This window comes from uncultured Chloroflexus sp., from assembly GCF_937129525.1.
Taxonomy (GTDB): Bacteria; Chloroflexota; Chloroflexia; order Chloroflexales; family Chloroflexaceae; genus Chloroflexus.
Genome location: NZ_CAKZNK010000112.1, coordinates 47,977 through 72,649 on the forward strand (window position 1 = coordinate 47,977; position 24,673 = coordinate 72,649).

The following is a 24,673-nucleotide window of genomic DNA, read 5'->3' on the forward strand; positions in this document are numbered from 1 at the left end:
CTTGCACGCCGTGACGAACTGCGCGGCAATATCGTTCGATTGCTGCGCAATTCAATACCGATGCATATGTTATGATCAACGAGAGTCGGCTCGCTTCTGACACACGACTGTTATGACGAATGAAAGCCCAATTAGTGACCGCGAGCGTGAAATCTTGCGCCTTGTCGCCACCGGCGCTACCAACCAGCAGATCGCTCTCGCGTTGAACATTAGTGTCAATACCGTCAAGGTGCATCTACGCAACATTTTTGCCAAAATCGGCGTGGAATCGCGCACCGAAGCAACAGTCTACGCCATCCGCGCCGGTATTGTCACAGTTGGTGAAACCGGCCTGGTTGAAGCTGGCACAAAAGAAATCTCTCTTGAATCGGAATCGAACGTTACCATCGAAACCGGTTCAGATACTCCCTCTGCTCAGCAGCCATTTGCAGAGCCGGAAGCTGCGCCGCCTGACCCATTGCCAGCATCGGCGACAGAGCCGTTCATTCGACCAGCGTCAACATCAGAGCCTCTTGCCCCGCCGGTATCGGCAACAGAAAGCGCGACCGTCAACTCAGTTTCCTCCCTACCACCAGCGCCCATTACTCCCCCGGCGTCATCGCCGACTCGCTTCATTCCATGGGTGATCGGATTGATCGGCTTAGTGGCAGTCGTTCTCATCTTTGTCCTGAGCACCCGCGCTACCGACACCCCATCACCGGCTGTCAGCGCCACACAGCCGGCCTTTGCCGGCACTGAACAACGCTGGTCTACCCGTCAGCCGCTCAGCGAGCCGCGTGATGATTTTGCCCTAACCGGCTATGACCTCGAGCGTCGGCTCTACGTTATTGGCGGACGCCGTAACGGTATCACCACTGCAACAGTTGACCGCTATGACCCTGAAACAAACCGTTGGGTGTCACTCACCGACAAACCCACCGCTGTTAGTCATGCCCGGGCAATCACTCTGCGCGGACAGATCTTTGTGCCTGGCGGCGAAGATAACGCCGGCGCCGTCATCGATCGACTCGAAATCTACGATCCACGCGAACAGCGCTGGTTCAGTGGCGCGCCACTGCCGGCGCCACGCAGCCGTTACGCGCTGGTAGCCTGGGAAGGTCAACTCTACCTGATCGGCGGCTGGGATGGAACGTCCATTCGGTCAGAGGTCTTTATCTACGATCCATTGCTTGATCGGTGGGTAGAAGGCCCACCACTACCGCAACCCCGTCGTTATGCCGGCGCAGCCATTGTCGGCGGTCGTCTCTACCTGGTTGGCGGCGAAGGGATAAACGGCCCACTCCGCGACAGCGCCTGGCTTGAACCAGGCAACACTCCCGATCGACGGTGGATTGCTACCGCGCCATTGCCACAACCGATTGCGCGACCGGCTGCGGTTGGCCTGTCGAGCGCATTGGTCGTTTTCGATAGCGAGCGGCGCGAAGGGTTGAGCTACGACATCGCCGCTGATGCCTGGAGTCGTTCGCCGCTCCCACCAGAAGCCTATGTCTTCCCCGACGCAGTACTGGTCGAGTCGAGCATCTATTTTATGGGTGACACGCGAGCGCAGGGAATGTTGAGCGAATATCGCGCGCTATACATCATCTTCATTCCTGGGCAGTAGCGATCTGGCGGTAGATGTCAGCCCAACGCTCTGCCAGATGATCCCAGTCATAGCGACGAGCCTGCGCCTTTGCCGCAGTAGACATCGCCGCTCGCCGATCGGGATCGGCCAGCAGATCGGAGATTGCAGCAGCCAGCGCCGCCGGGTCTCCGGCGCGAACCACCATTCCAGCAGCGCCGAAGCCAAGCATCTCGGCGCGATCACCCACGTCGCCGGTAACGACCGGCACACCGAGGGCGAGGCTTTCCATCAACTTGAGCGGTGAACGCGCCCGTGCCACCGTATCGTCGTACACCGGATCAACACTGAGATCGGCCAGAGATAGCAGCGCGCGCACAGTATTATGGGCAACGTGGCCGGTAAAGCGAACCTGGTCGCGCCACGGTTGCTGAGCGACGTAACGCTGGAGCTGCGGCAAATCCTCGCCGCCACCGATCAACAGCAGCACCGCAGTCGGATGAAGCGTCAACACCTGAGCAAAGGCTTCCAGGAGCAGATCGACCGGATGACTGTGCAATGCAAGCGTGCCGGCGTAAGCAATCACAGGCTGGTTCTCGATCCCTAACACTCGCGCTAGCGCAATGCGCGCGGCAGGCGTCGGTGGCGTAAAAGTAGCGCAATCCACGCCATTGGGCACGATAATGCAAGGTTGACCTGGCCGCGCCATTTTTTGGGCCAGGTAGCGCGTATTGGTCGTGATGCCAGCCGCGAGCCGCGGGAGCAACCACTGCCAGAAGGCAAAAACAGCTCGCTGCCACGCGGCGGTAAATCGGTTAGCCGTCACCTCGTCATCATCGCAATCAACCAGAAACGGCTGACGCCGCCATAACCACACCGCCAGTAATGCGGCTAACCCGTTAATCGGTTGTGGTTTCCCCAGATGGTACCAATCTGCCGGCGAACAGAGCACAGCCCAGACCATGGCAAGCGTCGATCGCGCTACCACCAGCCCTAACTGCAAGGGGCCGAATCGCGTCGGCGTACTGCCACTCTTCCGCGCATGCATCTGGCCAACATACCAGACCTCCACGCCATCTAGCATGAAGCGTCGCTGCCGGCACATAGCCAGATCCGGGTGCAGCGCCAACAGACGCGCGTGAAAGCCACGTCGGACTAACCCTCGCGCAATGTTGAAATACCGTCGGCCAGAGGGACGCTCAAGACCCATTGGCAAAAGGAAGACGATCCGCACTAGTCGCCTGCTCCGTTCAATTCACGCGCCAACCCGGTAATAATTGCAATTAACCGGGGCCACGTTTCAGCGCGCTCTTCCGTCGCTGCGCGAATGTTCGCAGCCAGAGTTGGGGCCAGATCGGTCTGATAGTAGCGAATGATGGCCTCTGCTAACGCAACCGGATCTTGTGGTGGCACCAGCAAACCATTCACCCCATCTTGCACTACTTCTGGCAAACCGCCAACATTCGTCGTAATGACCGGCTTGCCAAACCCAAACGCAAGTTGAACAACGGCGCTTTGCGTAGCCGAAACGTAAGGCAAGACTACCACATCAGCCGCGGCAAAGATTGGTTGCAACTCCTCATTCGGCACATAGCGATTAACAAACGTAATCGCATCGGTCACGCCAAATTCGGCAGCATACCGTTGATAGTATGCCGGTGATCCCCAAATCTCACCCACGACCAGCAAATGGGCATCGATCTGAGTCCGCACCTGAGCGAGGGCCTGAATCAGATACTCAAGACCTTTGTACGGACGAACAAAACCGAAGAAGAGTAGCACGCGACGACCATTCGGCACTTGTAACTGCGCGCGGAATGCCTGCTGAGCCGCCACTACTTCTGCAACGACTGGTTCATATGTGGGCAAAAAAGCCTTCACAATGCGGGCATGCGGCAACAACGCGCGCGCGCGATAGCGATCGAGTTCACTATGAACAATCAGCGCATCGGCGCGGCGCAAGACAGTCAACGCCAATCGCCGGTCAAGCGCGCCGCCACCGTCGTGGGGCAACACATTATGGCAGATCATCGCAATCTTCACTGCCGGTTGGCGTTTCAATAAACTTGAAATCACGGTCAGACTGGGCGTCCAGTACGGCACCCACCATTGCAAGAGCAACAGATCGGGTCGATCGGCGCGTACCCGACGCACCAGTTTCCACCAGGTGAAGGGATTGATCGGATCAAGCAGATATTCACACTCTGCCCACAAAGGAATACCACTCGGATCGCGATCGCTCCGACCGGGGAAAAGAAAGGCCGGGTACTGGCGCGTAAATGAGTAGAAAAAGACCGTATGACCGGAGGCGCGTAAATTTCGCACCAGCAACGTTGTATATTGTGCGATCCCGCCCCGGAAGGGGTACGTTGGACCAACAACTGCGATGCGCACTAGCGAATTCTCCAGATACTCACGCCGTCTTGACGGTAGATTAACTCATAAAACGGCGCTGCGTCGATCTGCGCTGGGTTAAGATACTCGCCAGGCGGATTCGCCGCAGGGCCATCATACAGATACTCGAACCCGAAAGATTTGAGCGCGGCGGCTGCCTCGACGCTGCCGATTGGATATTGCTGAATTGCCTCATGCTGTTGCCGAATGATTTGTAACAGATCAGGTGGATCGGTCGCTTCAAATCCTACTGCCATCGGCAACAGATTCGCGCGCCGACCGGTTAGAAAGCTCAACCACCAGCCACCATCGGTGCCGGCATATACATATCCGCCGTAGGCCGGAAAACTGTTGACAAAAATCACGGCATCTGGCGGTAGATGCTGATCAATCCACGCCGCTGCCTGCACATCAGCCGGCGTAGCCAACTGATAAGCAGGGTCGATGATGGCAACCTGCATCCGAGCGCCCCACCCAATCATAAGCAACCCAAGCGCCAGATGAAACCCGATAGCGGCAGAGCGTGACCGGAACATGAAAGCGGTTACGACCCGCGCCAACGCATGCACACCGGCGCCAGCCGCCGGCGCGATCGCCAGATAGGCGCCGATCAGCACGGCAAACGAAGTGATCAGCCCCTGCCCGTTGAGATTCAGCAGTTGTGGATTGGCAGCCAGCCAGCTCAACGTTGCCCATAACGCCAGCACAACCCCCGCCGGGCGGCGTTGCCAGAGCAGGAAGCCTAGCCCTACCGCAGCCAGTGGAAACAGACCGGCCTGAAAGGCCAGCCCAACGATCTCAAGCGCAATTGGATTGCGCGCCTCAACGTCTGTGCCAAGGATCGATGATGCCATGCGGATAATCTGGCCTTGCTGCACCCGCCAGAGCCAGGGCAAGGCCAGCAAGCCGGCGCCGACCGCGCCGACAAAGGAGGCAAACACAAACCGCAGCCACTGCCGCCGACCCTGCCCCCACAACGGCGCAAGGCTCACCGCGCCGTAAGCAATCACAAAACAAATTGCCAGGATCGCAACCCGATAATGGCTGACTGCCAGCCCGGCGCTGGTGATGATCGCCAGCAAGAGCGGACGCAGCAATGATCGCTGCGATCGGATGGCAGTATCAATCAATGACATCCATGCCACCGCTGCCACCGGCAAAACAGTCTGCCCGGCCAGTTGCGTATAGCGACCCCAATTCACATAATAAGCCGGATACCAGCTCAGAAAACCCACGATCACCGCTGCCCACACCCCCGTCAGCCGCGACCCTGTCAGGCGCGCAGTCAGCAGGTAAAGCAACGGCGCTGCCAGCCCATTCATCGCCTGACCGGTCAAAATCACCGCCTGAGGAGCGGAAACGCCGCTCAGCCAGCGCCACCATGCCGCCATTGCGTGAAAGGCGTAATGGTAGGTAAAGGTCACTGCCGGCGCATACGGTTGCCAGGAATGAAACAGGCCACCGTTGTCGATCATAAGCTGCGTGATGACCGTATGATGGTACGAATCACCAAACAGACCGAGCGGCAAATCGCGAGTGGGAAAGAAGCGCGTGGCAAAGACGGCAATCGTGACCAGGGCCAGCGACCATCCGAGCATGTCTCGATAGGGCAATCGTGAGCGACGGAGACGGCGGGCCGGCCACAGCGCCAGCGCTGCCAGCAAAACCAGCGCAAACCAGGCCAGCGTACCATTCCAGCGCCAGCCAATCGGTTCACTCACAAGCATCAAGAGTGGTATCACAGCCCAACTAAGACCGGCGGCATAGATCAGTCGTTCAAACCAGGGCAACGGTTCGGGATGCAGCCAGCGCAACACCGCCAGACCGGGAACGATGAAGAGGAGCGCGCCACCTAATGCCGTCAGCAGCTCGACGACAATCATTTGTGATGCCCACCAGAGCAACCCCGGCGCGGCCATACTGAGAACTGCTGCCAGCCAGATTGTGGCAAGCCACAGGGCCGGTGACAGATTGCGATGTTTGGCCGAGACAATCACAACTACCCTCTTGCCATCACTTCGCCTGCGCAGAGGCGGTCATATTGTAGCATGACTTGTCGGTTGGGGTTGGGTACCTCCGCTAATCTTGTAAACGAGGGCGAAAAGAACAAGTTACGGCTGGATAAACCAATTTTGCGGCAGCGGAATGAAAACAGCGCAACCAGGCAACGCGTATTGCTACGTTCCAATCTCAGTTGAGCGTAAAGGATCAATTCGCTTTCGAGCGCCGAACCTGCAACAGCGGAGCGCGCCGAATCTGCGCGCAAGCGCGCATGATGAACCAGTAGGGCGCAAATTCCGAATGGTCGTCGTAGCAGTTACTTCCATCGCGCAACAACGTCAAATTCGATCAAGGATTTGTTTGAGTTTCTTTTCCGAATTGGCCGACATTCGACATGCGAAAAGCCAAGTTCAGCAAGCATCTCGGCAAACAGGTGTTCCGTAGGAACAAGAACCCCGTAGAATGTCGAATTTCCAACAATATAATGAATCTCTGCGCCTGCAGACAGCAAACCTGTGAGTTCACAGAAATGCGCCCACATATCGTCGATATATTTTGCGACATATTTGGATAGGATCATCCCATTCTTATGATCAGGATGCGCGATCTCGCGCAAGACACGAGTCAATTGAGCGCTGTTGAACTGTCGTTCCGAACGTTCCCAGTTTGCAAGCCGACTGGTAGCGACACCCCAGGTGCCACCAATGGTCTGCCAATCGAGTTCGCCTGCCGCCCGCCCATCGCTGAGGAAGCCCAGCCAGTACATGTATGGACGTAGTTCGCGAATGTATGACATTCGATTCGCGTAGGGTGGTGAGGTCACAACGAGATCGAACGTGCCAGAAATCTGTTGCCGAAGCTTGCGAGCATCAGCCAGCATTACCGAAGCGGAACCAACCGGATTTTCAACCGCGCCACGCAACACAAAACGAACCTCGGTCTCGAAAATTGCTACCTTATCAATCTCAAGAGGAAGTGTCAATTGTTCGTCATCCTTGAACGACATTGATTGATGATTAAACGCAGCATTTGACAGGCGCATCAACGCGCGGCAGAACGCAACGAGCAAAAGCGAGCGCGCCTCCGTATCAGAGTGTGTCGCGTGGTCAATCGCGGCGCGAAGAAGGCGCAGAAAGTCAAGATCGTCCGCGCTCCACCAGCGCTCAATGTTCGCGATCGGTGGCGCAGGAACCGGTTCAATTGCCCGATGAAGCGTAAGATCAATGGCATGCGCGCAGGCATTGCGCGTTTCATCGATAACTTCCGCTGAGTACCGCGCCGTCTTTGCCCGCGCCAACCACACCAGGAACGGATTGAGGTCAGTGGTAACACTTTCCCGTCCATGCGTTGCGGCGCACAGGGCTGTTGTTCCTGTTCCGCAAAACGGATCAAAAATGCGTTGCGCGCGGTCATGACCGGTAACAATCTCTTCAACAATCTTCACCGAATAAGAAGGTGTCAGCCTGATCCAGCCGTGCCTTCCGGTGGCAGCGTTAAACCGGTGCGTATACTCAGCTCGTTGTCGCAGCCGCGTCTGAGCCGTAAAAGATCTCATCGTTCATCCTCTGAACTAAGCAAGGATTCGAGAACGGATACCACTTCTCGCCGCAAATCTTCACAATGCTTCTTAAAAAAAGCTTCAAGATCGTATCCAATGATCTGCCTCGCGAAAGCATATGTAGATGTAAACGGATCATCCTTTCGTTCACCTGTAATAACTACCCATCGCTCGCGTTGATAGCGCTTCAAAATATCATTATCTATTTGCGTCGAGAGAATGGCAGCGCAAGGAAGGTAAGCATGGATATACGCTGTTGCTGCATTTGCAATATCGGCATTCTGACGCTTAGCATCTTTGCTCTTGTAACCCTGACGAACTTCGAAGACTACTTCCTTAAGGGTATTTATGATACCAGGGTCAACACCCAATCTTTCTGCTGATTTTCTCATCCACTCACGAAATATATCCTGTTTATCCTTATGCGCAATGCTTTCGATCAGCACTCGTCCATCAAGAGAAAGCATGCGTTCCTGACCAGAAGAAGTTGTTACCTTGTAAGACCATATCACATCCTGGTCTGAAAGACCTAATGCGTCGCGCAAGACCGTCCTGAAAAGCTTTTCACAACCGATCCCAATTTGCCGATAAATACTTGTCATACCGCCTGCAATTCTATGAGCGGTATACATCATCAGATGATCTAATCCAAACCACTGATAAAACTGATCGTTTTTGTATAACGCGCGAAATTGCTCCAACGTTAAACCATCTCTTTTACCTCTACCAAATCCAGGTTTGTAATCTGCACAAATCCGGATCGGTTTGAGCAGGAGATCAAGATAAGCGTTTTCGCGATCTTGATTGATATTCATAGCGTTTCCCAATGAGTTCGGCAATCTATGAACTGCTTGCGAGAACGAGATAGAAGAAGGGCAAAGCAGAAAGCGCTTAGCAAATTATAACTGACAGAGAGCGAGTGAGAGACGCGCGTGTTGTTGGAATAACTCCAACAACCTGGCTTCCAGACACATGCGCTCTTCTACCAGAAAAATTAGAGGATACCGCTCCAAAATCTGGACGCAAAACTGCCCTGGCGCAATATCACATGCGATCCAACATCACAACTCCTGCCACAAGTTATAGATTTTTAAGTATCAGTCTTAGATATCCACAAAAACAACGACGACAACAATGTCCACAGATACCGCGCACACCCAGCGACTGTATCAGCGCTCAAGGCGTTCCATCAGTCCCTGCTCATGCGACCGCAGTATATCAATGATGACCCTCTCAATATCGTCACGCACCTTGCGGAAATCATCCATATTGTCGGTTACTGCCGGATCGGGAAAACTGTGGTGAATGCGTTTGCCTTGTCCCAACCAGACCGGACACTCTTCGACTGCCGAGTCGCAAACTGTGATCACCAGGTCAAAATCGATCGCGCGAACTGCATCGACCCCCTTCGAGTCACCGGCATGATGAATTCCGATCTCCGCCAGGGCGGTGATCGCTTTGGGATGCACGTATCCCGCCGGCTTTGTGCCGGCGCTGAAGGCCTGCCAGGTTTCGCCTAGACGAGCATTGACGATCGCTTCCGCCATTTGTGAACGGCACGAGTTACCTGTGCATAAGAAGAGAACTTTTCGCTTCTGCATAGTGTGTGATCCTCGCTGCTTAGCCGCGCTGTTCGCGAGCGCGGCGCATTCGATTATCAATATCAGTGCGACCGGATGATCGGCGTTCAGACGCCTCGATATTCAAAAAAGAACAGACCGTTCCCGTCTCGATCCAGCGCGACAAACTCTTTCCCGCCCCAAGGCTTCTCCTCTAACATTCCGTTCGGGTGAATAACCCCTGCTTGCCGGTATTCTGCATACAACGCTTCGATATTGTCTACCGCTATGCGACAGGCGGTATGTTCGGCGATATACTTATCTTCGCAGATCCATAAATGAATCTCGACCGTATCGCGTCGAATTGCCGCATAATCCCCATAATTGAATTGTACCGTAAACCCCATTTTATGCTGGTAAAATTCAAGCGCCGCCGGCATGTCGGCGGTCGGAAATTTTGGGATGGCGTACCTGAACATCTTTCCTCCGTGGCTGTGAGAAATCTATCCCGTCGTGAGTCATTACAGGATAGGAACGCAATATTCCATCACGCGCTCATCATAGACTTCGTAAATGGGACGTTGCCGGTCGATGATGAGTCGCTGTTGGGGTATGTAGACCGTGAAAAAATGGCTGATGGTCGCGCCGATAGTGGTCGGATCTTTCGCGAGCGATAGAATGGCATAGCGACCGCCCGGCAGTTGTCTGGTGGAGATGTCATCTGTTGGCAAAGTAGCGGCCTCGAGTTCCAGCGCGCATTCGTAGCTGACCAGTTGCGCGCCATCGCTTTGTGGCACGCCGATGAGCCTGAACGTCGATGGATCGTATCCACGCTGGCGCGCCCAATTTTTTATGTTTTCAAAGCCATTCCGAATTTGCTCGCTGTAATTTCCCTGGGTTTGTTGGAGAAAAACCGGTGTATAGACGATGGTTATCGATGGTAATTCCTTGATAGTAACCAGCAGTGGTTGCTCAACGTTCACGCATGACATTCCTTTGTCTAAAATGGTTTGAGTGGAAATTGTTATCTGAGAAGGTAGAAGGTCTGCGCAGGTGATGACTGGCCGCGCGCAATGAAGAATCTTACGCCGTATGAGCTGCATCCGCAACTCTACTCGCCAGCGCCGCCAGGCCATTGACACACGCGCAGATTGCCAGGGTTGGCTGGATACAACGGATCGCTTCACGCATTAAACTGCGACCAGAAGAGACGTTCGTATTCGCGCGCCGCTTGATCGATCTTCTCTTTCGAGAGCAGGTGCATTTTGACCAGCAGTTCCCCCAGACTCAGCCGCTTGCCTTGCAGATCGAGCCGGATTTGCTCGGCCAGCGCAGCTTCCAGTTGCGCCGCTGTGATATATCCCTTCTCAACCAGGTATTCGCCCAATACCTGCGGCGCCGCGCGCGCCCGACTCCGCTCTTGCTGCTGAATGATCAACGCTTTGGCCAGCTTTACCGGCGTAATGAGACCACGCTTAAGCAGTAATTGACCGAGCCGCCGGTCTGATTTCAATAGACTGGCCCGCCGTTGCTCGGCCAATACTGCTTGCAGCTCGGATTCGCTAATCGCTCCGATTGAGACGAGAATTTCGCCAATGAGACGTGGTTTGGGTGGTTCGTGAAAGTAGGGTGTCTTGACATCAGATAGCAGCCGCATCGTGCGGATCTCGTTCAACCGTTGTTGGGCAAAGCCATCTGCCGGATTGACTGCCAATCGCGCTTCGAGGTATTCGATCAGCAACTCCTCGTCATCGGGTGCGAGCGCCGAGGCCCGCTCCAGACAGTCTTTGCGCCGAACCGGATCGTTAACCAGCTTGCTCATCGCTACCCATGCGTCACGACACTGGTACCCGTCGAGCAAGTGAGAACGCAGGCTCGCCATATCCTGGCTATGCGCAGCGACAAATGGACACGGAACTGGACACTGTTTCATCGATCAATCCCTACCATGTGTGAAGCTCAATGATCTTGTTGCAGATATACTATTGGGTGGCTGGACAAATCTTTCTGATGTAGCTTCCTATTATAACTGTTCGATGCGCGATTGTACAGGAGTAGCTATGCCTTCTATCAATGTTATCCTTACCGGTCTTGGCAATATCGGTCGCACCTTGCTCGAATTGCTGGTAGCCGATCCTGAACGACTGCCACGCCGCTACGGTTTTACGCTCCGCCTGGTTGGTGTCGCCGATTCGAGCGGCGTTGCCTTCGATCCAAACGGTCTCGATATGCCGGCAATTATCGCTGCTAAACGGCAACAGCGCGGCGTAGCAACCTTGCCCACCTTCCGGCCCGATCTCGATGTCGTAGCGCTGGCCGCAACTGCTGACTACGACCTTTTGCTTGAAGCAACCCCAACCAATCTCCGCGATGGGCAGCCCGGTCTTGATATTGTGCGGACAGCATTGCGGCGCGGCAAACACGCTGTTCTGGCCAGCAAAGGGCCGCTGGCGCTGGCTTTTGGCGAGCTGGCGGCTCTCAGCGATTGGGCCGATGACCTTTCTCCGCGTAGTTCGCGCCCGGCTTTGCGCTTTTCCGGCGCCGTTGGCGGCGCTCTGCCCACCATCAATGTTGCTCGTCGCGATCTGGCCGGCGCTCACATCGAACGCGCTGAACTCGTGGTTAACGGAACGACTCAGGTGATCCTTGAACAGATGGCTGCCGGCGCTGATTTTGCAACTGCTCTGGCCGAAGCGCAACGCCAGGGCATTGTTGAACCCGATCCGTCGCTCGATGTCGATGGCTGGGATGCCGCCACCAAGCTGGTCATCTTTGCCAATGCTGCGCTCGGTCAATCGACCACGCTGGCCGATGTATCGGTGCGCGGCATTCGCGACGTGACTCCCGCCGAACTGGCAGCGGCGTGGCGCGCTGGCGGACGTATCTCGCTCGTCGCCCGCGCCGAGCGCCAGCCTGATGGCCGATATACCCTCTCGGTTGCCCCGGAAACGCTCGGCTCAGATCACCCGCTCGCCCGCCTTTCTCGCGGTGAAATGGGTTTTGTCATCTACAGTGATAGCGCCGGTCGCGCGACGATGAGTAGCCTTGAAGACGGGCCGCTGGGAACCTGTCAGGCGATGGTGCGCGATGTGATCGACGTACTTCGTCGCTGATCAACAGAGCGTCTCAGGACATTGATGGCGCGCAACCGGAGAAGATCGCCCTCTTCCAGCACGATCTTCCGGCTGTTACTGCCTGCACTCAGGGGATCAGACCTAAGCGGCGACCACGCGCGACTGCCTGAGTGCGGGTGGCCACGCCCAGCTTGCTGAAGATGTTGTTGATATGCGATTTAACTGTGCTCAACGCAATCACAAGATCGCCAGCAATATCCTGATTGGTGCGTCCTTCGGCCATCAAGCGCAAGACCTCGATTTCACGCTGGCTCAGCGGTTCGGGCAGGCTATCAAGCGGTAATGAGGGCGCTGGCGTCGCGGCGAGCGGCACATCATCGGTAAACAGTGTCAGGAGATACTCGCCAAATGGCGGTAGCTGGCGGTTGGAAGACAATGTTGCCAGGATCGGTTGTAACGCCGTTTTCGCGGTCACAAATGGCGCTACGATCCCTTCGCTCGCCGCCAGATGCAGCGCATGCGTCAGCGCGGGCACTGCCTCGTCTCCGGCTGCGGCTAACGCCAGGCTTCGCAACAGCGCAGCATCGATCGGCGACAAGGTTTGCCAGAGTTCCTGCCCGGCTTTGTGAGTGAGTTCAGCAGCCAGCTTCCGCAATGCATCGGTGTCACCCGCCGCTCGTGCCGTAGCCAGCCGCCACTCGTAATGCGCGCGCGTAACATGCTCACGGGCATAGAATACGGCAATAGGCAGATAGTGAAACTCTGCCGGTGTGGTCGGCAGATCAGACAGCAGCAGACGCGCAGCCTCAATCTCGCTCTGAGCAAGCAAGATTTGAGCTTCCAGGCCATCAAGGACTGCCATAACCCATGCGACGTTACGCTCACGGGCAAGAAAGCGCGCCTGCCGGATCGCGCGCAATGCGCTAACATCATCGGCGCGGACATGCGCGATCCGGGCAGTTGCGATGAGCAGGCAGAGATAGCTGGTCGTGCTACCCGGCTTGATGATGCTCTCGGCTTCGGCCAGTGCCGGCAACGCGCCGGCAAACTTATAGCCGATACCGTGCAGATCGGCCAGCGCCAGCAGCGGCAAGCCGGCTCCGGGTGGGCGCTGCCCGCGATTGATCTGCCCAAGCTGATCAATCGTTTCCCGACAAACCTTAATCGCAGCGTTGATCGCGCCACGCAAAACGAGCGTGTAGGCATAGTCACTTGTCGCCATCGCCGAGATGTAGGGAAAACCGGCATTGAAACCGTTGGCGATAGCCTCAGCAAACGCTTTCTCAGCCCGCACCGTATCGCATTCGGCTACATACGCATAACCGAGATCCTTCGCGATCCGCATCCGCAGCGCCTGCTGATCGGGCTGCAACCACGCCAGCGCCTGCCGACCTTCGGCCACGGCCTGCTCAGTATTTCCCTGCAAGATGGCCAGCCTCACTCGCGCTGCGCTCAGCTCGCCGCGCAGGTTGGCAATCGTGCCAATCGGCGCAGCCGTGCCACTGGCCACGCTGGCGAGAGCCTGCTCGGCAACGCCGATCCAGTATCTGGCCTCTTCAGCCTGATAATCGGATGTCGCCAGCCATGCGCGCAAGAGGGCCAGTCGCGGATGGCTCTCAAACGCCGTTTCAGGAATAGCCGGCAACCAGCGCCGCAGGGTAACTTCCCCAACCTGGGTAATCAGCGCCAGCCCGATCGGTTCGAGCATTGCAACCACATCATCAATCGCATGCGCACTCAGCGCATGATTGATCGCCTCAGTAAGGAAACCGTGCGCGGCAAACCACGCTCCAGCCCGCCGATGCAACAACGCCAACTGCTCGGCGTTACTCCCGGTTACGAGCCGATCGCGCAGCACATCGGCAAACAGATGATGATAACGATACCAGGTACGCTCGGCATCGAGTGGCACCAAAAACAAATTGTTCCGCTCAAGCTCGGTCAGGATCAACTGGCTGTACGACTGGCCGCTCGCCCCTTCGTCAGATGACTGGCTCAACCCCAACACCGCGTCGCATAATGGCCCGCACAACCGCTCAAGAATCGAGGTCTGGAGTAGAAATTGCTGTATGTGACCCGGAAGATGATGAAAGACATCTTCAAGCAGGTAATCAACCACATATCGATTCGTGGTATTGAGCTCCTCGATCAACGCGCCGCGATCGGCGCGACTACGCAACGCTAGCGCCGTAAGCTGCAACCCTGCCGGCCATCCTTCAGTGCGTTCAATCAGCGCGACAATCTGCTCACGGCTCAGCGACAACTCCATCGTTTCGAGCAGAAAAGCGGCTGCCTCTTCTGGAGTGAAGGCGAGATCGAAGCCACGCAGCTCGGCCAGATACCGGCGCGCCCGCCAGCGCGCCAGCGGCAATGGCGGATCGCTGCGGGTAGCGATGATCAGGCGACAACGAGGCGGCAAATGGTCAACCAGAAAGGCAATAGCCTGGTGGATCTGTCCATCATCAATAGTCTGGTAATCGTCAAGCACAATAGCTGTCGAACCGGCAGTCTCGGCCAGATCATTCAGCAATTCAGCAAACCACTGCTCGGCATCCATCGCTTCAGTATCAATCATCGCGCGCAGCCGATCGCGTCGCTCGGGCGGAATATTTTCCAGCGCAGCCAGCAGATACATCAACAACCGCCGGATGTCATTGTCAGACGCATCCAGGCTAAGCCAGGCGATATGCGACCACTCATTGCGCGCCTCTGCCATCCATTCGGCCAACAGTGACGTTTTGCCATAACCGGCAGGAGCGGAAATCAGCACCAGCCGACTGTGCAGCGCGGCGCGCAACTGTTCACGCAATCTGTCACGAGCAATGAATGACGGTAGCAGCTCTGGTGGATGTAGCTTCGTGCGCACGAGTGGCATCATCCGCACTCCCCCTCTGGCGTTGTAAGCTGTTTCGTTTGGGATGGAAAGGGTCTTGCTACCTTACAGTCTACCACAGGGATTCAGCCTGTAAATACTGCCTGAGCGGACAGGCTGGCCGATGAACGGCGCCGGTCGGGATGTGTTTGGGGAATGACGGGGTAGAATAAGAACCTCAAGCCGAGATTAAGCTGACTGCAAATGAATAGGAATAAAAATTGTCTGTTGAATAATTTCTGGCGCCAATCCAGATGATGGACAAACGTGCCTCCCGGAACTATCATTGCGCTAACATACCAGCATCTTTACCAAAACAAAGACCCAATTCACATGGCCTGCTACAGTAGAAAAAGACTATCAATCAACATTGTCTACTACGCTGTGAAGATTTGCTTTTAGTTTTGAGATTAGTATGTCTGTAACTCTTGAGTCCACACGATGCGCTTACATCAACACTTCCACCACAAATCCCGCGCCCTCCTCGAAGTGATTGCTGTGTTGAGCCTTACCCTGCTGGCACTGACCCTGATAGGACTCTCTCCGGTGGGCGCATGGGAACGAACAACTCTCCGTCGCGGGTTTGTCGAGTATGCGGTGATGATGGCAATTCCCACTACCATCCTGATCGCTACGCGACGAGACCTGACCGCTTACGGTTTGTCGTTGCGCAATCCAACCTATCATCTTGATGTCACGACAACGGCGCTGGCGCCGGTTGCCGTTGCCAGTATTCCTTTCGCGTTCGTTGATTACAGACACTGGACGGGCTCGCTGATTCTGGCAGGAAGCTATCTCGCCTCCCTGTTTGCCCTCGGCTGGCTGCTCCGGCGCAAGCCGACTCGCAATGAGGATGGTGTTGTTATCGGCGCATTCACGCCGATCTGGCTCCAGCTTCCTCAGCCAACTGTTGTGGGCCGCGCAATAACGACGTTTGTTTTCTTCATCTTCTTTCTTGGTCTCGGTGAAGAGTTGCTGTTTCGCGGTTATATTCAGTCACGCCTGAACGATGTATGGGGCCGTCCTTTCCGGTTCTTCGGCGTTCCGTGGGGATGGGGCGGGTTGATCACCGCAGCCCTCTTCGGTTTGATGCACGCGCTCAATCTGGGGAGTCTGGTGAACGGTAACTGGCAGTGGTCGTGGTGGTGGGGAGGCTGGACGTTTTTCAGCGGCCTGGTGTTCGGATTTGCGCGCGAGAAGACCGGTAGCATTGTCGCGCCGGCACTCTTGCACGGCTTGCCGCAGGCGATTGCATACACCCTGATCGGTCTCTAGCTCACGCAACCGGAATACTCGCCAGCAGAGCGCGGCTTCGGCGAGCCGACCGGCAACACAATCCAGTTTTCATCGACAGAGCGCGCTGACAGCGATCAGACACTGATCTGATATGCAGCTTATCGCCACGCTCGCGCCGGCCTGCCGTTCCCCCTTGTCGCCAAATTTGTCGGCAGAAAACTCGACATGCGGATTCATTTTAGCTATACTGACAGCATGCAAACCGGCGCTATCACCAAACTATGACAGTACGCTATGTCATTCCCCATCCGTATCATCTTACTGGGTGATATTTGCTGTCAGATCGACTCGCAATACGTGAGTCTGCCACAGCGCGAGAGTCTGCGCCGGCTGGCAACCCGACTCTTCCTGCAACCCCGTCAGCCAATTCCTCGCAAGCAACTGGCGTTTACGATCTGGCCTGACACCGAACCAGATAAAGCGCTGGCCAATCTCCGCCGCCATCTCCATCTCCTGCGCAATCTCTTGCCTCCGGCAATGCGCGCCTGGCTCATCGTTTCAACCCGGCATATCATCTGGAATGCTCCGGCTGAATGCCAGAGCGATGTCCATCTCTTTGAGCAAGGATGGGCGTCGGTGCATGAGCTGGAAGCGATTGTTGGGCTTTATCGCGGCGATCTGGCTCCCGGCGTTGACACGGACGATGACATTCTTGTTCGCCGCGAAGCCTTGCGCCAACGCTATCTGAAACTGCTCACATCGCTCGTCTACGCCTGGATGAAAGAGCGGAACTGGGATCGGGCGACGCACTGGGCGCAACTCCTGAATGCTCACGATCCCTGGAATGAAGAAGGCGCGCGATTGGCGATGACTGCGTTAACGCTGGCCGGACAGCGCACTGCCGCGCTCGCGATCTATCAGAAACTGGCGCATGAGCTAGAGCATGAGCTGCATCTGCAACCGGCGGCAGAGACAACTGCGCTCTACAACGATATCGTACACCATCGGTTGGGTCCCGCTCCCTCGCCCGATGACCCGCCGACAACGGTAACGTTCGTCGGTCGCGCCGATGAACTGCGGCGTCTCGATGAATTGATGCGTCGCGCTGCGCAGGGACAAGGCTCCATCGCCTTCGTTTCAGGCGAGCCAGGCGTGGGGAAGACGGCGCTGGTGCAGGAAGCGGCGCGACGGTATGGTTGCGCGCCCGATAAACCGCCGGCGCTCGTGTGTTGGGGATATTGCCAGCCGTTCAACGATGGACGCGGCAATCGCCCCTACACGCCCTGGCGCCATATCTTTACTTCCGTAACGACGCGACTAGTTGAACGCGCCGGAATCGCCACCGACTGGCTGAGTCGCCTGCTACCACTCGTCCCCGATCTGGCCGGGTTGTGTCCAGAGTTGTCCCATCCCTCACAACCGGATGCTGCGGCATTGCGCGCCGCGATCCGTCAAGGCGTGCAGGCGCTGGCATCGCGCCAACCGGTTATCCTGATTATCGAGGATGCGCACTGGATCGATCACTGGTCACTTGATGCGCTAAACGAACTAACCGATGTCTGCCAGTCTTTGCCAGTGCTGCTCATCGTGACCCATCGCTCTGGGGCGGCGCCGCGAGCCTTGCTCGATCTGAAACAAGCCATGCGGCGCCGGTTCCGGGCGCTCGACATTCATGTCGCGCCGTTCACGCCGACAGAAACCGATCTGTTCCTGAACAGCATTTCCGCAGACATCGTTGACGCCAGAACGCGCGAAGAGGTCAGACGCTATGCCGGCAACTTCCCGCTCTTTCTGCGCGAGGCGATTGAGAGTCTGCGTCAGGCGCATCAACAACGGGAATCACACCAGACACCACTGACCGGTTTGCGCGATGTGATCAGGCTGCGACTGCGCGATATTGGGCGACAGAATCGTCAGATGCTCGAAGCCGCCGCAATCCTGGGATTTTCATTCAACGGACACGAATTGCAGCAGATGCTCGCCTGGCCGCCGGCGATCTATGTCTCGGCGCTTGACGAACTTCTGTCGCGACGGTTACTGTTCAACACGGTGGTTCACAGTGACGATGATTTCGTCTTTTCCCATCATCTCATCCACGACATCATTCTGAATGATATTCCGGCTGACCGCGCCGCAGAACTCCACAACCAGGCTGCCGGCGCCCTGGAAAGGCTGCATACCGATCAGCCGGGCTACGCTGCCCGGATCGCCACCCATTATGAGAAGGCGGGAAGCGCGCTTGCTGCCGCGCGTTTCTGGCTGGCGCATGCGCGCGAGAACACAGATCTGGCCGCCTTCGATCAGGCGATGGAAGCCATCGCTCGCGTCGAAATGCTGGCGCCGGGATCATCCCGGCGAGAACGGGAGCTGCGGGCACAGATTGCCGCGCAACGTGGCATGATTGCGCTCTACCAGGGTGATGCCACTTCAGCGCTCGATCTGTTGCAATGCGCGATGCAGCAGAGTCGTGAATTTCCTGCCCTCTATACCAGCGCGCTGATTACATACGCCTATGCGCTCTATACCCGCGATCGCGCCGCCGAGTCGCGCGCTATCGCCTCGCAAGCCCTTGAACTGGCTTCGTCGTTACAAGACACGATCGGTGTCACGCGCGCGCTGAATATTCGCGGTGTCAGCTCGTTGATGATTGGACAGATAGAAGATGCCGTCGCCGACCTGCAACGCGCATGCGAGCTGGTTGATCGGCTGCGTCAGGACGACATCAATGCCCGTAGTATCCTGGCACAGACGACCCAGAGTCTGAATCATCTCGGCACTGCTCTGGTATTTGCCCAAAAATATGAACAGGGGCGGGAGATTCTCAACCGCGCTGTCGCTATGGCGCAGCGCAGCGGTTTGCCACGACTGGAAGCCGCGGCATTAACTATGATCGGCCAGATGACTCTCAACTGCGGTCGCTACGATGAGGCGATCCAGGTGTATACCCGCTCGATCGATGTGGCCGGCGCATCGTATAGACCGGGGATGTGGGGCAAGTATGCCGGGCGCGGCTGGGTGTCGCTGCGCCTGGGTGAACTCGTGGCAGCTCGCCAGGATTTCGTTGCCGGACTGGACATTGCTAATCAGGTGAATAGCCAGTACGGCGCGCTGTTGATGCAAACCTACCTGACCTTCGTTGACCTCGCCCAGGGACGAAAGCCAACGTTATCACTGGCGCAACTGGCAATGCGCGCAGAGGAGCTGCGCATTCCGCCGGTCGTGTATATGGCCTGTCTGCTGGCCGGTCAACTCTGGCGCTTGCTGGGAGATAGCGCGCAGGCGCTGGAGATGCACGAACGCGCGCTACAGGCGGCGCAAACAGCGAATGTGCCCTCGTTTATTCTCCACGCGCGCGCTCAGCAGACCTATGACCGGTTGCTGGCTGCGCATGACACCGCCGCCAGCGCAGACCTCGACCAGATTATCGAGCAGGCCCATATCAGCGGCGAGTTGCCGGTGCAATCCCTCGCATGGTTGGCCCGCGCCGCATATCTACACCAATGCGCTCAACCAACCGCGGCGCTCGGCGCTGCCGAAAAAGCCGTCATAATCGCGCGCGCCTGTCCCGATGTGCCGTTAATCGGCGAAGGACTGGCGCTGCTGGCACGCATCCGCGCTTCTGCCGGTCAATCGACCTTTGATGATATGGAACTGATGGAAGCGCAGGCGATTGCCCGTCAGCATTTCGCGCCACTTGCTCTGCTCATCGGTTTGCCCGAAGCTGCGCGACTGCGCCAGTATTGCCTCGATGGCCTGATCGATTCGCCATTACCCTCTGTAGCTGCCTCATGTCAGCCAACAGTCCACGCCACTGCCCGTAAGCGCCGCGCCTCTCTGTAGTTCAATAGCCATTGCAGCCACGCCGGCCGCATTGCCAGTACACTGCTCCTTCACCACGTCCGAACCCAGAAGGAACTCCTGGGCAACATCCCTACTCGCTTCAATGTCAGGACGTTTTGAGGACGCTTGATCGTTACCATTCAGGTAGTTCGCTGATCGCAGTTGTGACCGTCGCAAAAGAACCAGCGGAGAGCCGTTTCGCGAACGAGAATCTTGTGACGGAATGCGCAACCTGGCCACGTCTTCGGCGGACACATCGCGCGTTGCGAGTCGGGCACGACCGCGTCTGATAGAGCGTCCCAAAGCGTCACATCGTTTCTGTAGAAAGGATCAACCAACATCATGACACGCAAAATGACACGCAAACCAACCTTCACCTGGCTGGCATTGATGCTAACACTCGCATGGCTATTTGGCGCTATGGGTGTGCAAGCGCAAAAGAACGCGCCGTTGCCTTCCGAACTGCCGCATGATGCCGGTCAAACGGCGCATGTGACCAGCGTCACTACTACTGGCGGCTTCCTGTACGCCTTGCGCGATGTCGATGGCGGAGCGAATGAAATTTACGGCTTCCGCGTCAATGAGGCGACCGGCGCCCTGACGGAGCTGCCCGGTTTTCCGGTTAGCACTGGCGGGAATGGGAGCCCAGTGGGTATCACCTCGCGGATAGCCTACGATGCTAGCAATGGCCGCCTGTACGCACTGAACAATGGGAGCAACACCGTCAGCGCTTACAGCGTCAATTTCGACACCGGTACGCTCACCGCGCTGCCGTTCAGCCCGATCAGTCTGGGATCTGGCGATTGGGACTGCCTAACAGTGCATCCCGGCGGCTCACCGCTGGTGGTAGGTGGTTTCGACAGTGAACACAAACTGTTAAGTTTCGTGATCAGCGGCGCTAGCGCCACCCCGGCGGCAGGCAGTCCATATGTCGACTTTGGCACAGTTGCTTTATCCTGTGTCTTTAGTCGCAACGGCAACTATATGTATGCGTCGGGAAGCGCATCCCCCTCCCTTGCCGGATTCAGCGTCAATCCTGCAACCGGCGCTCTCACCCCATTGCCCGGCTCACCGTTCGACACCGTCGAAGGTACCGTCTTTGCGTTGGCCACCGATGATACCGGACGATTATTCATGGGCACTCTTGGTGGCCAGAATATACGTGCCTTTACTACTGATAACGGCGTGCCGACCCCTGTTGAAGGCAATCCATTCACGTCCGGCATAGAAGAAACCACTTATGGGATGATCCACCCGGCAGGCTACTACCTGGTGGCTGACCGGGACGGTAATCGGGTGGGTGTGTACCGCATTGATAACAGCGGGTCAAGCACAACACTGACCGCAGTGACCGGCTCGCCATTCGCATCTGGCGGGTCGTACACCAACCTGCTGGCGCTCAACCAGAGCGGCGCGTTGCTGTTCGCTGCGCACGGCGACAGTCGCAATATCACCACCTTCGCGGTCAATGCTTCCAGCGGCGCGCTCACCAGCCTCGCCCCACAGTCTGAGGATACGCTCGGCACAACGGGCCGTATTAGCGGTCTGGCATACGTCGGTCAGCCGCAGATGCCTGCCCCACTCGGTTCAGGCTTTCTCTATACTCTGGAAGACCGCGCCGGCGCCGGTCTTGAGAACCGTATCTACGGCTTCCGCGTGAATGAAGCGACCGGCGCGTTGACGTTGCTGCCCGGTTTTCCGATCAGCACTGGCGGCGCCGGCAGCACCGTGAAATCTTCTGAGCGGATGGCATACGATCCCGTCAATGCCCGCCTGTATGTGCTGAATGATGGGGACGACACCATCAGAGCCTACAGCGTCAATCGCATAACCGGCGCGCTCACGGCCCTGTCGTTCACGATCAGCCTGGGCGCCGGCCTCTGGAACTGTCTGGCCGTGCATCCCGGCGGCTCGGTGCTGGTGGCGGGAGATGCAGACAGTTTGCCTGCTCTTGTCAGTTATACCATCTCCGGCAGTGGCGCCACGCCAGTGACTGGCGCTCCCACCTACACGGCATTCCCTTACTCTTGCGCCTTTAGCCGCGACGGCAACTATGTGTACACTGGCGGCGGGATTGGCTCTACATTCGCTGGCTTCAGCGTCAATGCTGCGACCGGCGCGCTTACCGCACTGTCCGGCTCACCGTTCGATTCCGACGCAAACAATCCGCTGGCCTACGTCACCGACGGTAGCGGGAGATTATTTGTGGCGAATCTTTTTGGCGGCGTGCGCGTCTTTACCACCAGTAGCGGCGCGCCCAGCCCGGTGTCGGGCAACTCGTTCACATCCGGTTTGACAGGCGCCGTTCATGGCGCGCTCCACCCATCTGGCTACTACCTGGTGGCTGACCGGGACGGTAATCGGGTGGGTGTGTACCGCATTGATAACAGCGGGTCAAGCACAACGCTGACCGCAGTGAGCGGCTCACCATTTGCGTCTGGCGGGTCGTACACCAACATTCTGGCGCTTAACCGAAACAGTGCCTTCTTATTTGCCGCAAATGGGTTTGCCTGCAATATCACTTCGTTTGCGGTCAACCCGACGACAGGAGAGCTGAGCGCCGTTTCGATCCTGCCGATTGGCAGCACGTGCAACAGTAACGACAGCCCTGGCGCTACGACTGGCATGGTGTATGTGCCGGGTTTGAACTACATGTTGTTGCCATTGGTGCAGCGTTAGACGCACAGAAGGAGGGGAGGCTCAGCCTTGACTCGGCCGGTTATATTCGGTTTGATGGCGCGTCGCATGCGCGTCTGAAGCTGATGGTCACCGGTGCGCGCTGTGACACCTTCACGCGAAACGCAAACAACGGTGGAACCGACGCCATCACTTGCGCAGTAGCAACTCTACACCCAAACGAATGGCACGCAGAGGCTCAATCGTGATGATGATATGAATGGTTCCGCTGTTCTAATCACCGATCGGTCATTGGATGCCGTTCCTAACGAATGAGAGGTATTATCATGCAACAGATCAAATCCTGCCTCCTGCTAGTCCTGACGACCCTGTTCATCCTGTCTGGATGTGGCGCAAACAGCGCGACCAATCCTCCACCCTCCGCTCCAGCTACTGTATCCGCCCCGTCAGTTCCCGCTGCTGTATCCACCCCGTCGGCGGTTGATACCGCTGTGCCCGCTCAACCAACTGCCGGCGCTGCGCCAACGCAGGCGCCTGTGGCTACCGGGCCGTTCGATCCGCGAAGCGCCGAGCCATGCGCCATCTTGAACGCCGAATCTGTAGCGGGCATTCTCGGGTTAGCGCTGATCACGACCATCCCTCTCAAAGATGGACTTATCCTCACCTGCTCATACGAGTTTGATGGTCAGAAGCGAGTTGATTTTGAGATGGATTTACTTAATCCTGGTCAAGAGGCGTATGACAAAGTTATCAAATTTCAAGAAGCACTGGGCAACAGTGTCGAACCCGTTGCCCTGGGGGATGTAGCTGCTGTCAGGGACAACAACGGCAATCTCGCGCTGTATATGGTGGTCAACGGATGGTACATCGTGTTGTATGGGTATGGCGTCGAACGACAGAAGCTGATTGATATTGGCCAGCTCTTGACGGATCGCGTGGTAGCATTCACGCCAACGTCAGCAGGCGCGCTTGTTCCTACGACCGTTCCCCATGCTGGCGCGCTGATAGATATGGAGGTCGTGATCGAAGCGCCGGAAGAGATAGCCGGTGTCACCAGGTTAGCAGATCTGCAAATTCTTCCCTTATTGGGATTTGCAGTGTGCTCATCCCGAGCCGATACCAATCCGTATATCGTCGGATTTGTTGCCCGCCCCGACCTTGCCCCGCCTACGCCACTTGTCGAATTCCTCCTTGGCACCAGCGGCGCTCTGACCGTCAATCAACCTGCTTCAGCAAACCTTTCAATCAGCATCGTTAGCGACACCAATGCGCCGCCGATGGAACAGGAAAGTCGAATGTTCGAGGGAGAAGTGACGATCACGCTGGCTGAAGACGAGCGATCGGGCACCTTCCAGGGTGGCAGAGTCAAGGGCAGGTGGAAATGCACCTTCAATGATTAGAGCGGGTTGGCGCAGCCAGTCATCGCACTGCGCTGGCTGCGCCAGATGTTATGACGCCTGTCGATGCCCGGCTTCGTTTCACAATAATACCTGCTGGAGGTTCCAATGCGCTCCCACCCCTCACTCACTATCTCGCACATAATCGCCGTTCAGATCATCAGGCGCCGCTTCATTCTCGCCATCTGCGTTGCCATTATCTGCCTGCTGCTGCCAGGCGTGATCTTGTCAGCTCAGCGCAGCGCGCCTGACAATCCGATGACACTCCAGCATACGCTGCCCCAGGAGTCATCGCCAATCTCATCGACAACGCTCAGCGCCGTAGACCCCACCATGCCCAACGCCGTCTTCTTGCACGTCGCCAGGACAGGCGTCAATATCGCCAGTTATATCACCACCATTGATCATCCGGCCACCAATAACAATGCGAGCGCATTAGTGTTTGTCACGCCCAATTGGAATCCTGGCAATGTCGGCGGAACGTACAATAATCGCGCTGTCGGTGTCTGGTATGATGGCGGCAAGTGGAAGATTTTCAATCAGA

Annotated in this window: 16 protein-coding genes; 6 read left to right on the top strand and 10 right to left on the bottom strand. The window is 56.9% G+C overall.

Annotated features, from left to right (window positions below; genetic code table 11):
• Positions 1 to 112: 112 nt before the first annotated feature.
• The gene (locus Q0650_RS14440; RefSeq protein WP_298820150.1) at positions 113 to 1,603 is read left to right on the top strand and encodes a LuxR C-terminal-related transcriptional regulator; all 1,491 of its coding nucleotides are present in this window, start codon (positions 113 to 115) and stop codon (positions 1,601 to 1,603) included.
• Here the strand turns inward: Q0650_RS14440 and Q0650_RS14445 are convergent.
• The 9 genes from Q0650_RS14445 to Q0650_RS14485 all read right to left on the bottom strand — a co-directional run bounded on the left by Q0650_RS14445 (position 1,587) and on the right by Q0650_RS14485 (position 11,006).
• Positions 1,587 to 2,795, bottom strand: a complete 1,209-nt coding sequence (locus Q0650_RS14445; RefSeq protein ID WP_298820152.1) for a glycosyltransferase family 4 protein — start codon at positions 2,793 to 2,795, stop codon at positions 1,587 to 1,589. The two genes, Q0650_RS14440 and Q0650_RS14445, sit on opposite strands and share 17 nt — an antisense overlap.
• Positions 2,795 to 3,955 (bottom strand): glycosyltransferase, encoded by a 1,161-nt coding sequence (locus tag Q0650_RS14450; RefSeq protein ID WP_298820154.1) that lies wholly within the window; start codon positions 3,953 to 3,955, stop codon positions 2,795 to 2,797. Before Q0650_RS14450 ends, Q0650_RS14445 begins: the two co-directional genes overlap by 1 nt.
• The gene (locus Q0650_RS14455; RefSeq protein ID WP_298820156.1) at positions 3,955 to 5,952 is read right to left on the bottom strand and encodes a DUF6541 family protein; all 1,998 of its coding nucleotides are present in this window, start codon (positions 5,950 to 5,952) and stop codon (positions 3,955 to 3,957) included. Before Q0650_RS14455 ends, Q0650_RS14450 begins: the two co-directional genes overlap by 1 nt.
• Before the next feature lie 320 nt (positions 5,953 to 6,272).
• Positions 6,273 to 7,400 (bottom strand): DNA adenine methylase, encoded by a 1,128-nt coding sequence (locus Q0650_RS14460; protein ID WP_298820158.1) that lies wholly within the window; start codon positions 7,398 to 7,400, stop codon positions 6,273 to 6,275.
• Between the two features lie 107 nt (positions 7,401 to 7,507).
• Positions 7,508 to 8,329, bottom strand: coding sequence for a hypothetical protein (locus Q0650_RS14465; RefSeq protein ID WP_298820160.1), 822 nt, complete (start codon positions 8,327 to 8,329; stop codon positions 7,508 to 7,510).
• A 354-nt stretch (positions 8,330 to 8,683) separates the two neighbouring features.
• The gene (locus Q0650_RS14470) at positions 8,684 to 9,115 is read right to left on the bottom strand and encodes an arsenate reductase ArsC (protein WP_298820162.1); all 432 of its coding nucleotides are present in this window, start codon (positions 9,113 to 9,115) and stop codon (positions 8,684 to 8,686) included.
• 86 nt (positions 9,116 to 9,201) lie between these two features.
• Positions 9,202 to 9,552 (bottom strand): VOC family protein, encoded by a 351-nt coding sequence (locus Q0650_RS14475; protein WP_298820164.1) that lies wholly within the window; start codon positions 9,550 to 9,552, stop codon positions 9,202 to 9,204.
• Positions 9,553 to 9,594: 42 nt separating this feature from the next.
• On the bottom strand, positions 9,595 to 10,056 hold the full coding sequence (locus Q0650_RS14480) for a GyrI-like domain-containing protein (RefSeq protein WP_298820165.1): 462 nt from the start codon (positions 10,054 to 10,056) through the stop codon (positions 9,595 to 9,597).
• A 200-nt stretch (positions 10,057 to 10,256) separates the two neighbouring features.
• A complete protein-coding gene (locus Q0650_RS14485) occupies positions 10,257 to 11,006 on the bottom strand; it encodes a hypothetical protein (protein ID WP_298820167.1) in 750 nt (249 codons plus the stop codon).
• 127 nt (positions 11,007 to 11,133) lie between these two features.
• On the opposite strand from Q0650_RS14485, the gene Q0650_RS14490 reads away from it, so the two are divergent.
• Positions 11,134 to 12,186, top strand: coding sequence for a homoserine dehydrogenase (locus Q0650_RS14490; protein WP_298820169.1), 1,053 nt, complete (start codon positions 11,134 to 11,136; stop codon positions 12,184 to 12,186).
• Positions 12,187 to 12,274: 88 nt separating this feature from the next.
• Here Q0650_RS14490 and Q0650_RS14495 read toward each other — a convergent pair whose 3' ends face one another.
• A complete protein-coding gene (locus Q0650_RS14495) occupies positions 12,275 to 15,025 on the bottom strand; it encodes a LuxR C-terminal-related transcriptional regulator (protein ID WP_298820171.1) in 2,751 nt (916 codons plus the stop codon).
• A gap of 435 nt (positions 15,026 to 15,460) precedes the next feature.
• On the opposite strand from Q0650_RS14495, the gene Q0650_RS14500 reads away from it, so the two are divergent.
• From Q0650_RS14500 to Q0650_RS14515, 4 genes are all read left to right on the top strand, one after another.
• Positions 15,461 to 16,294, top strand: coding sequence for a CPBP family intramembrane glutamic endopeptidase (locus tag Q0650_RS14500; protein WP_298820172.1), 834 nt, complete (start codon positions 15,461 to 15,463; stop codon positions 16,292 to 16,294).
• A 255-nt stretch (positions 16,295 to 16,549) separates the two neighbouring features.
• A complete protein-coding gene (locus tag Q0650_RS14505; protein ID WP_298820174.1) occupies positions 16,550 to 20,095 on the top strand; it encodes an AAA family ATPase in 3,546 nt (1,181 codons plus the stop codon).
• A gap of 342 nt (positions 20,096 to 20,437) precedes the next feature.
• Complete coding sequence (locus Q0650_RS14510; RefSeq protein ID WP_298820176.1) at positions 20,438 to 22,774, top strand: beta-propeller fold lactonase family protein; 2,337 nt, start codon at positions 20,438 to 20,440, stop codon at positions 22,772 to 22,774.
• 449 nt (positions 22,775 to 23,223) lie between these two features.
• The gene (locus Q0650_RS14515) at positions 23,224 to 24,132 is read left to right on the top strand and encodes a hypothetical protein (RefSeq protein WP_298820178.1); all 909 of its coding nucleotides are present in this window, start codon (positions 23,224 to 23,226) and stop codon (positions 24,130 to 24,132) included.
• Positions 24,133 to 24,673 lie beyond the last annotated feature (541 nt).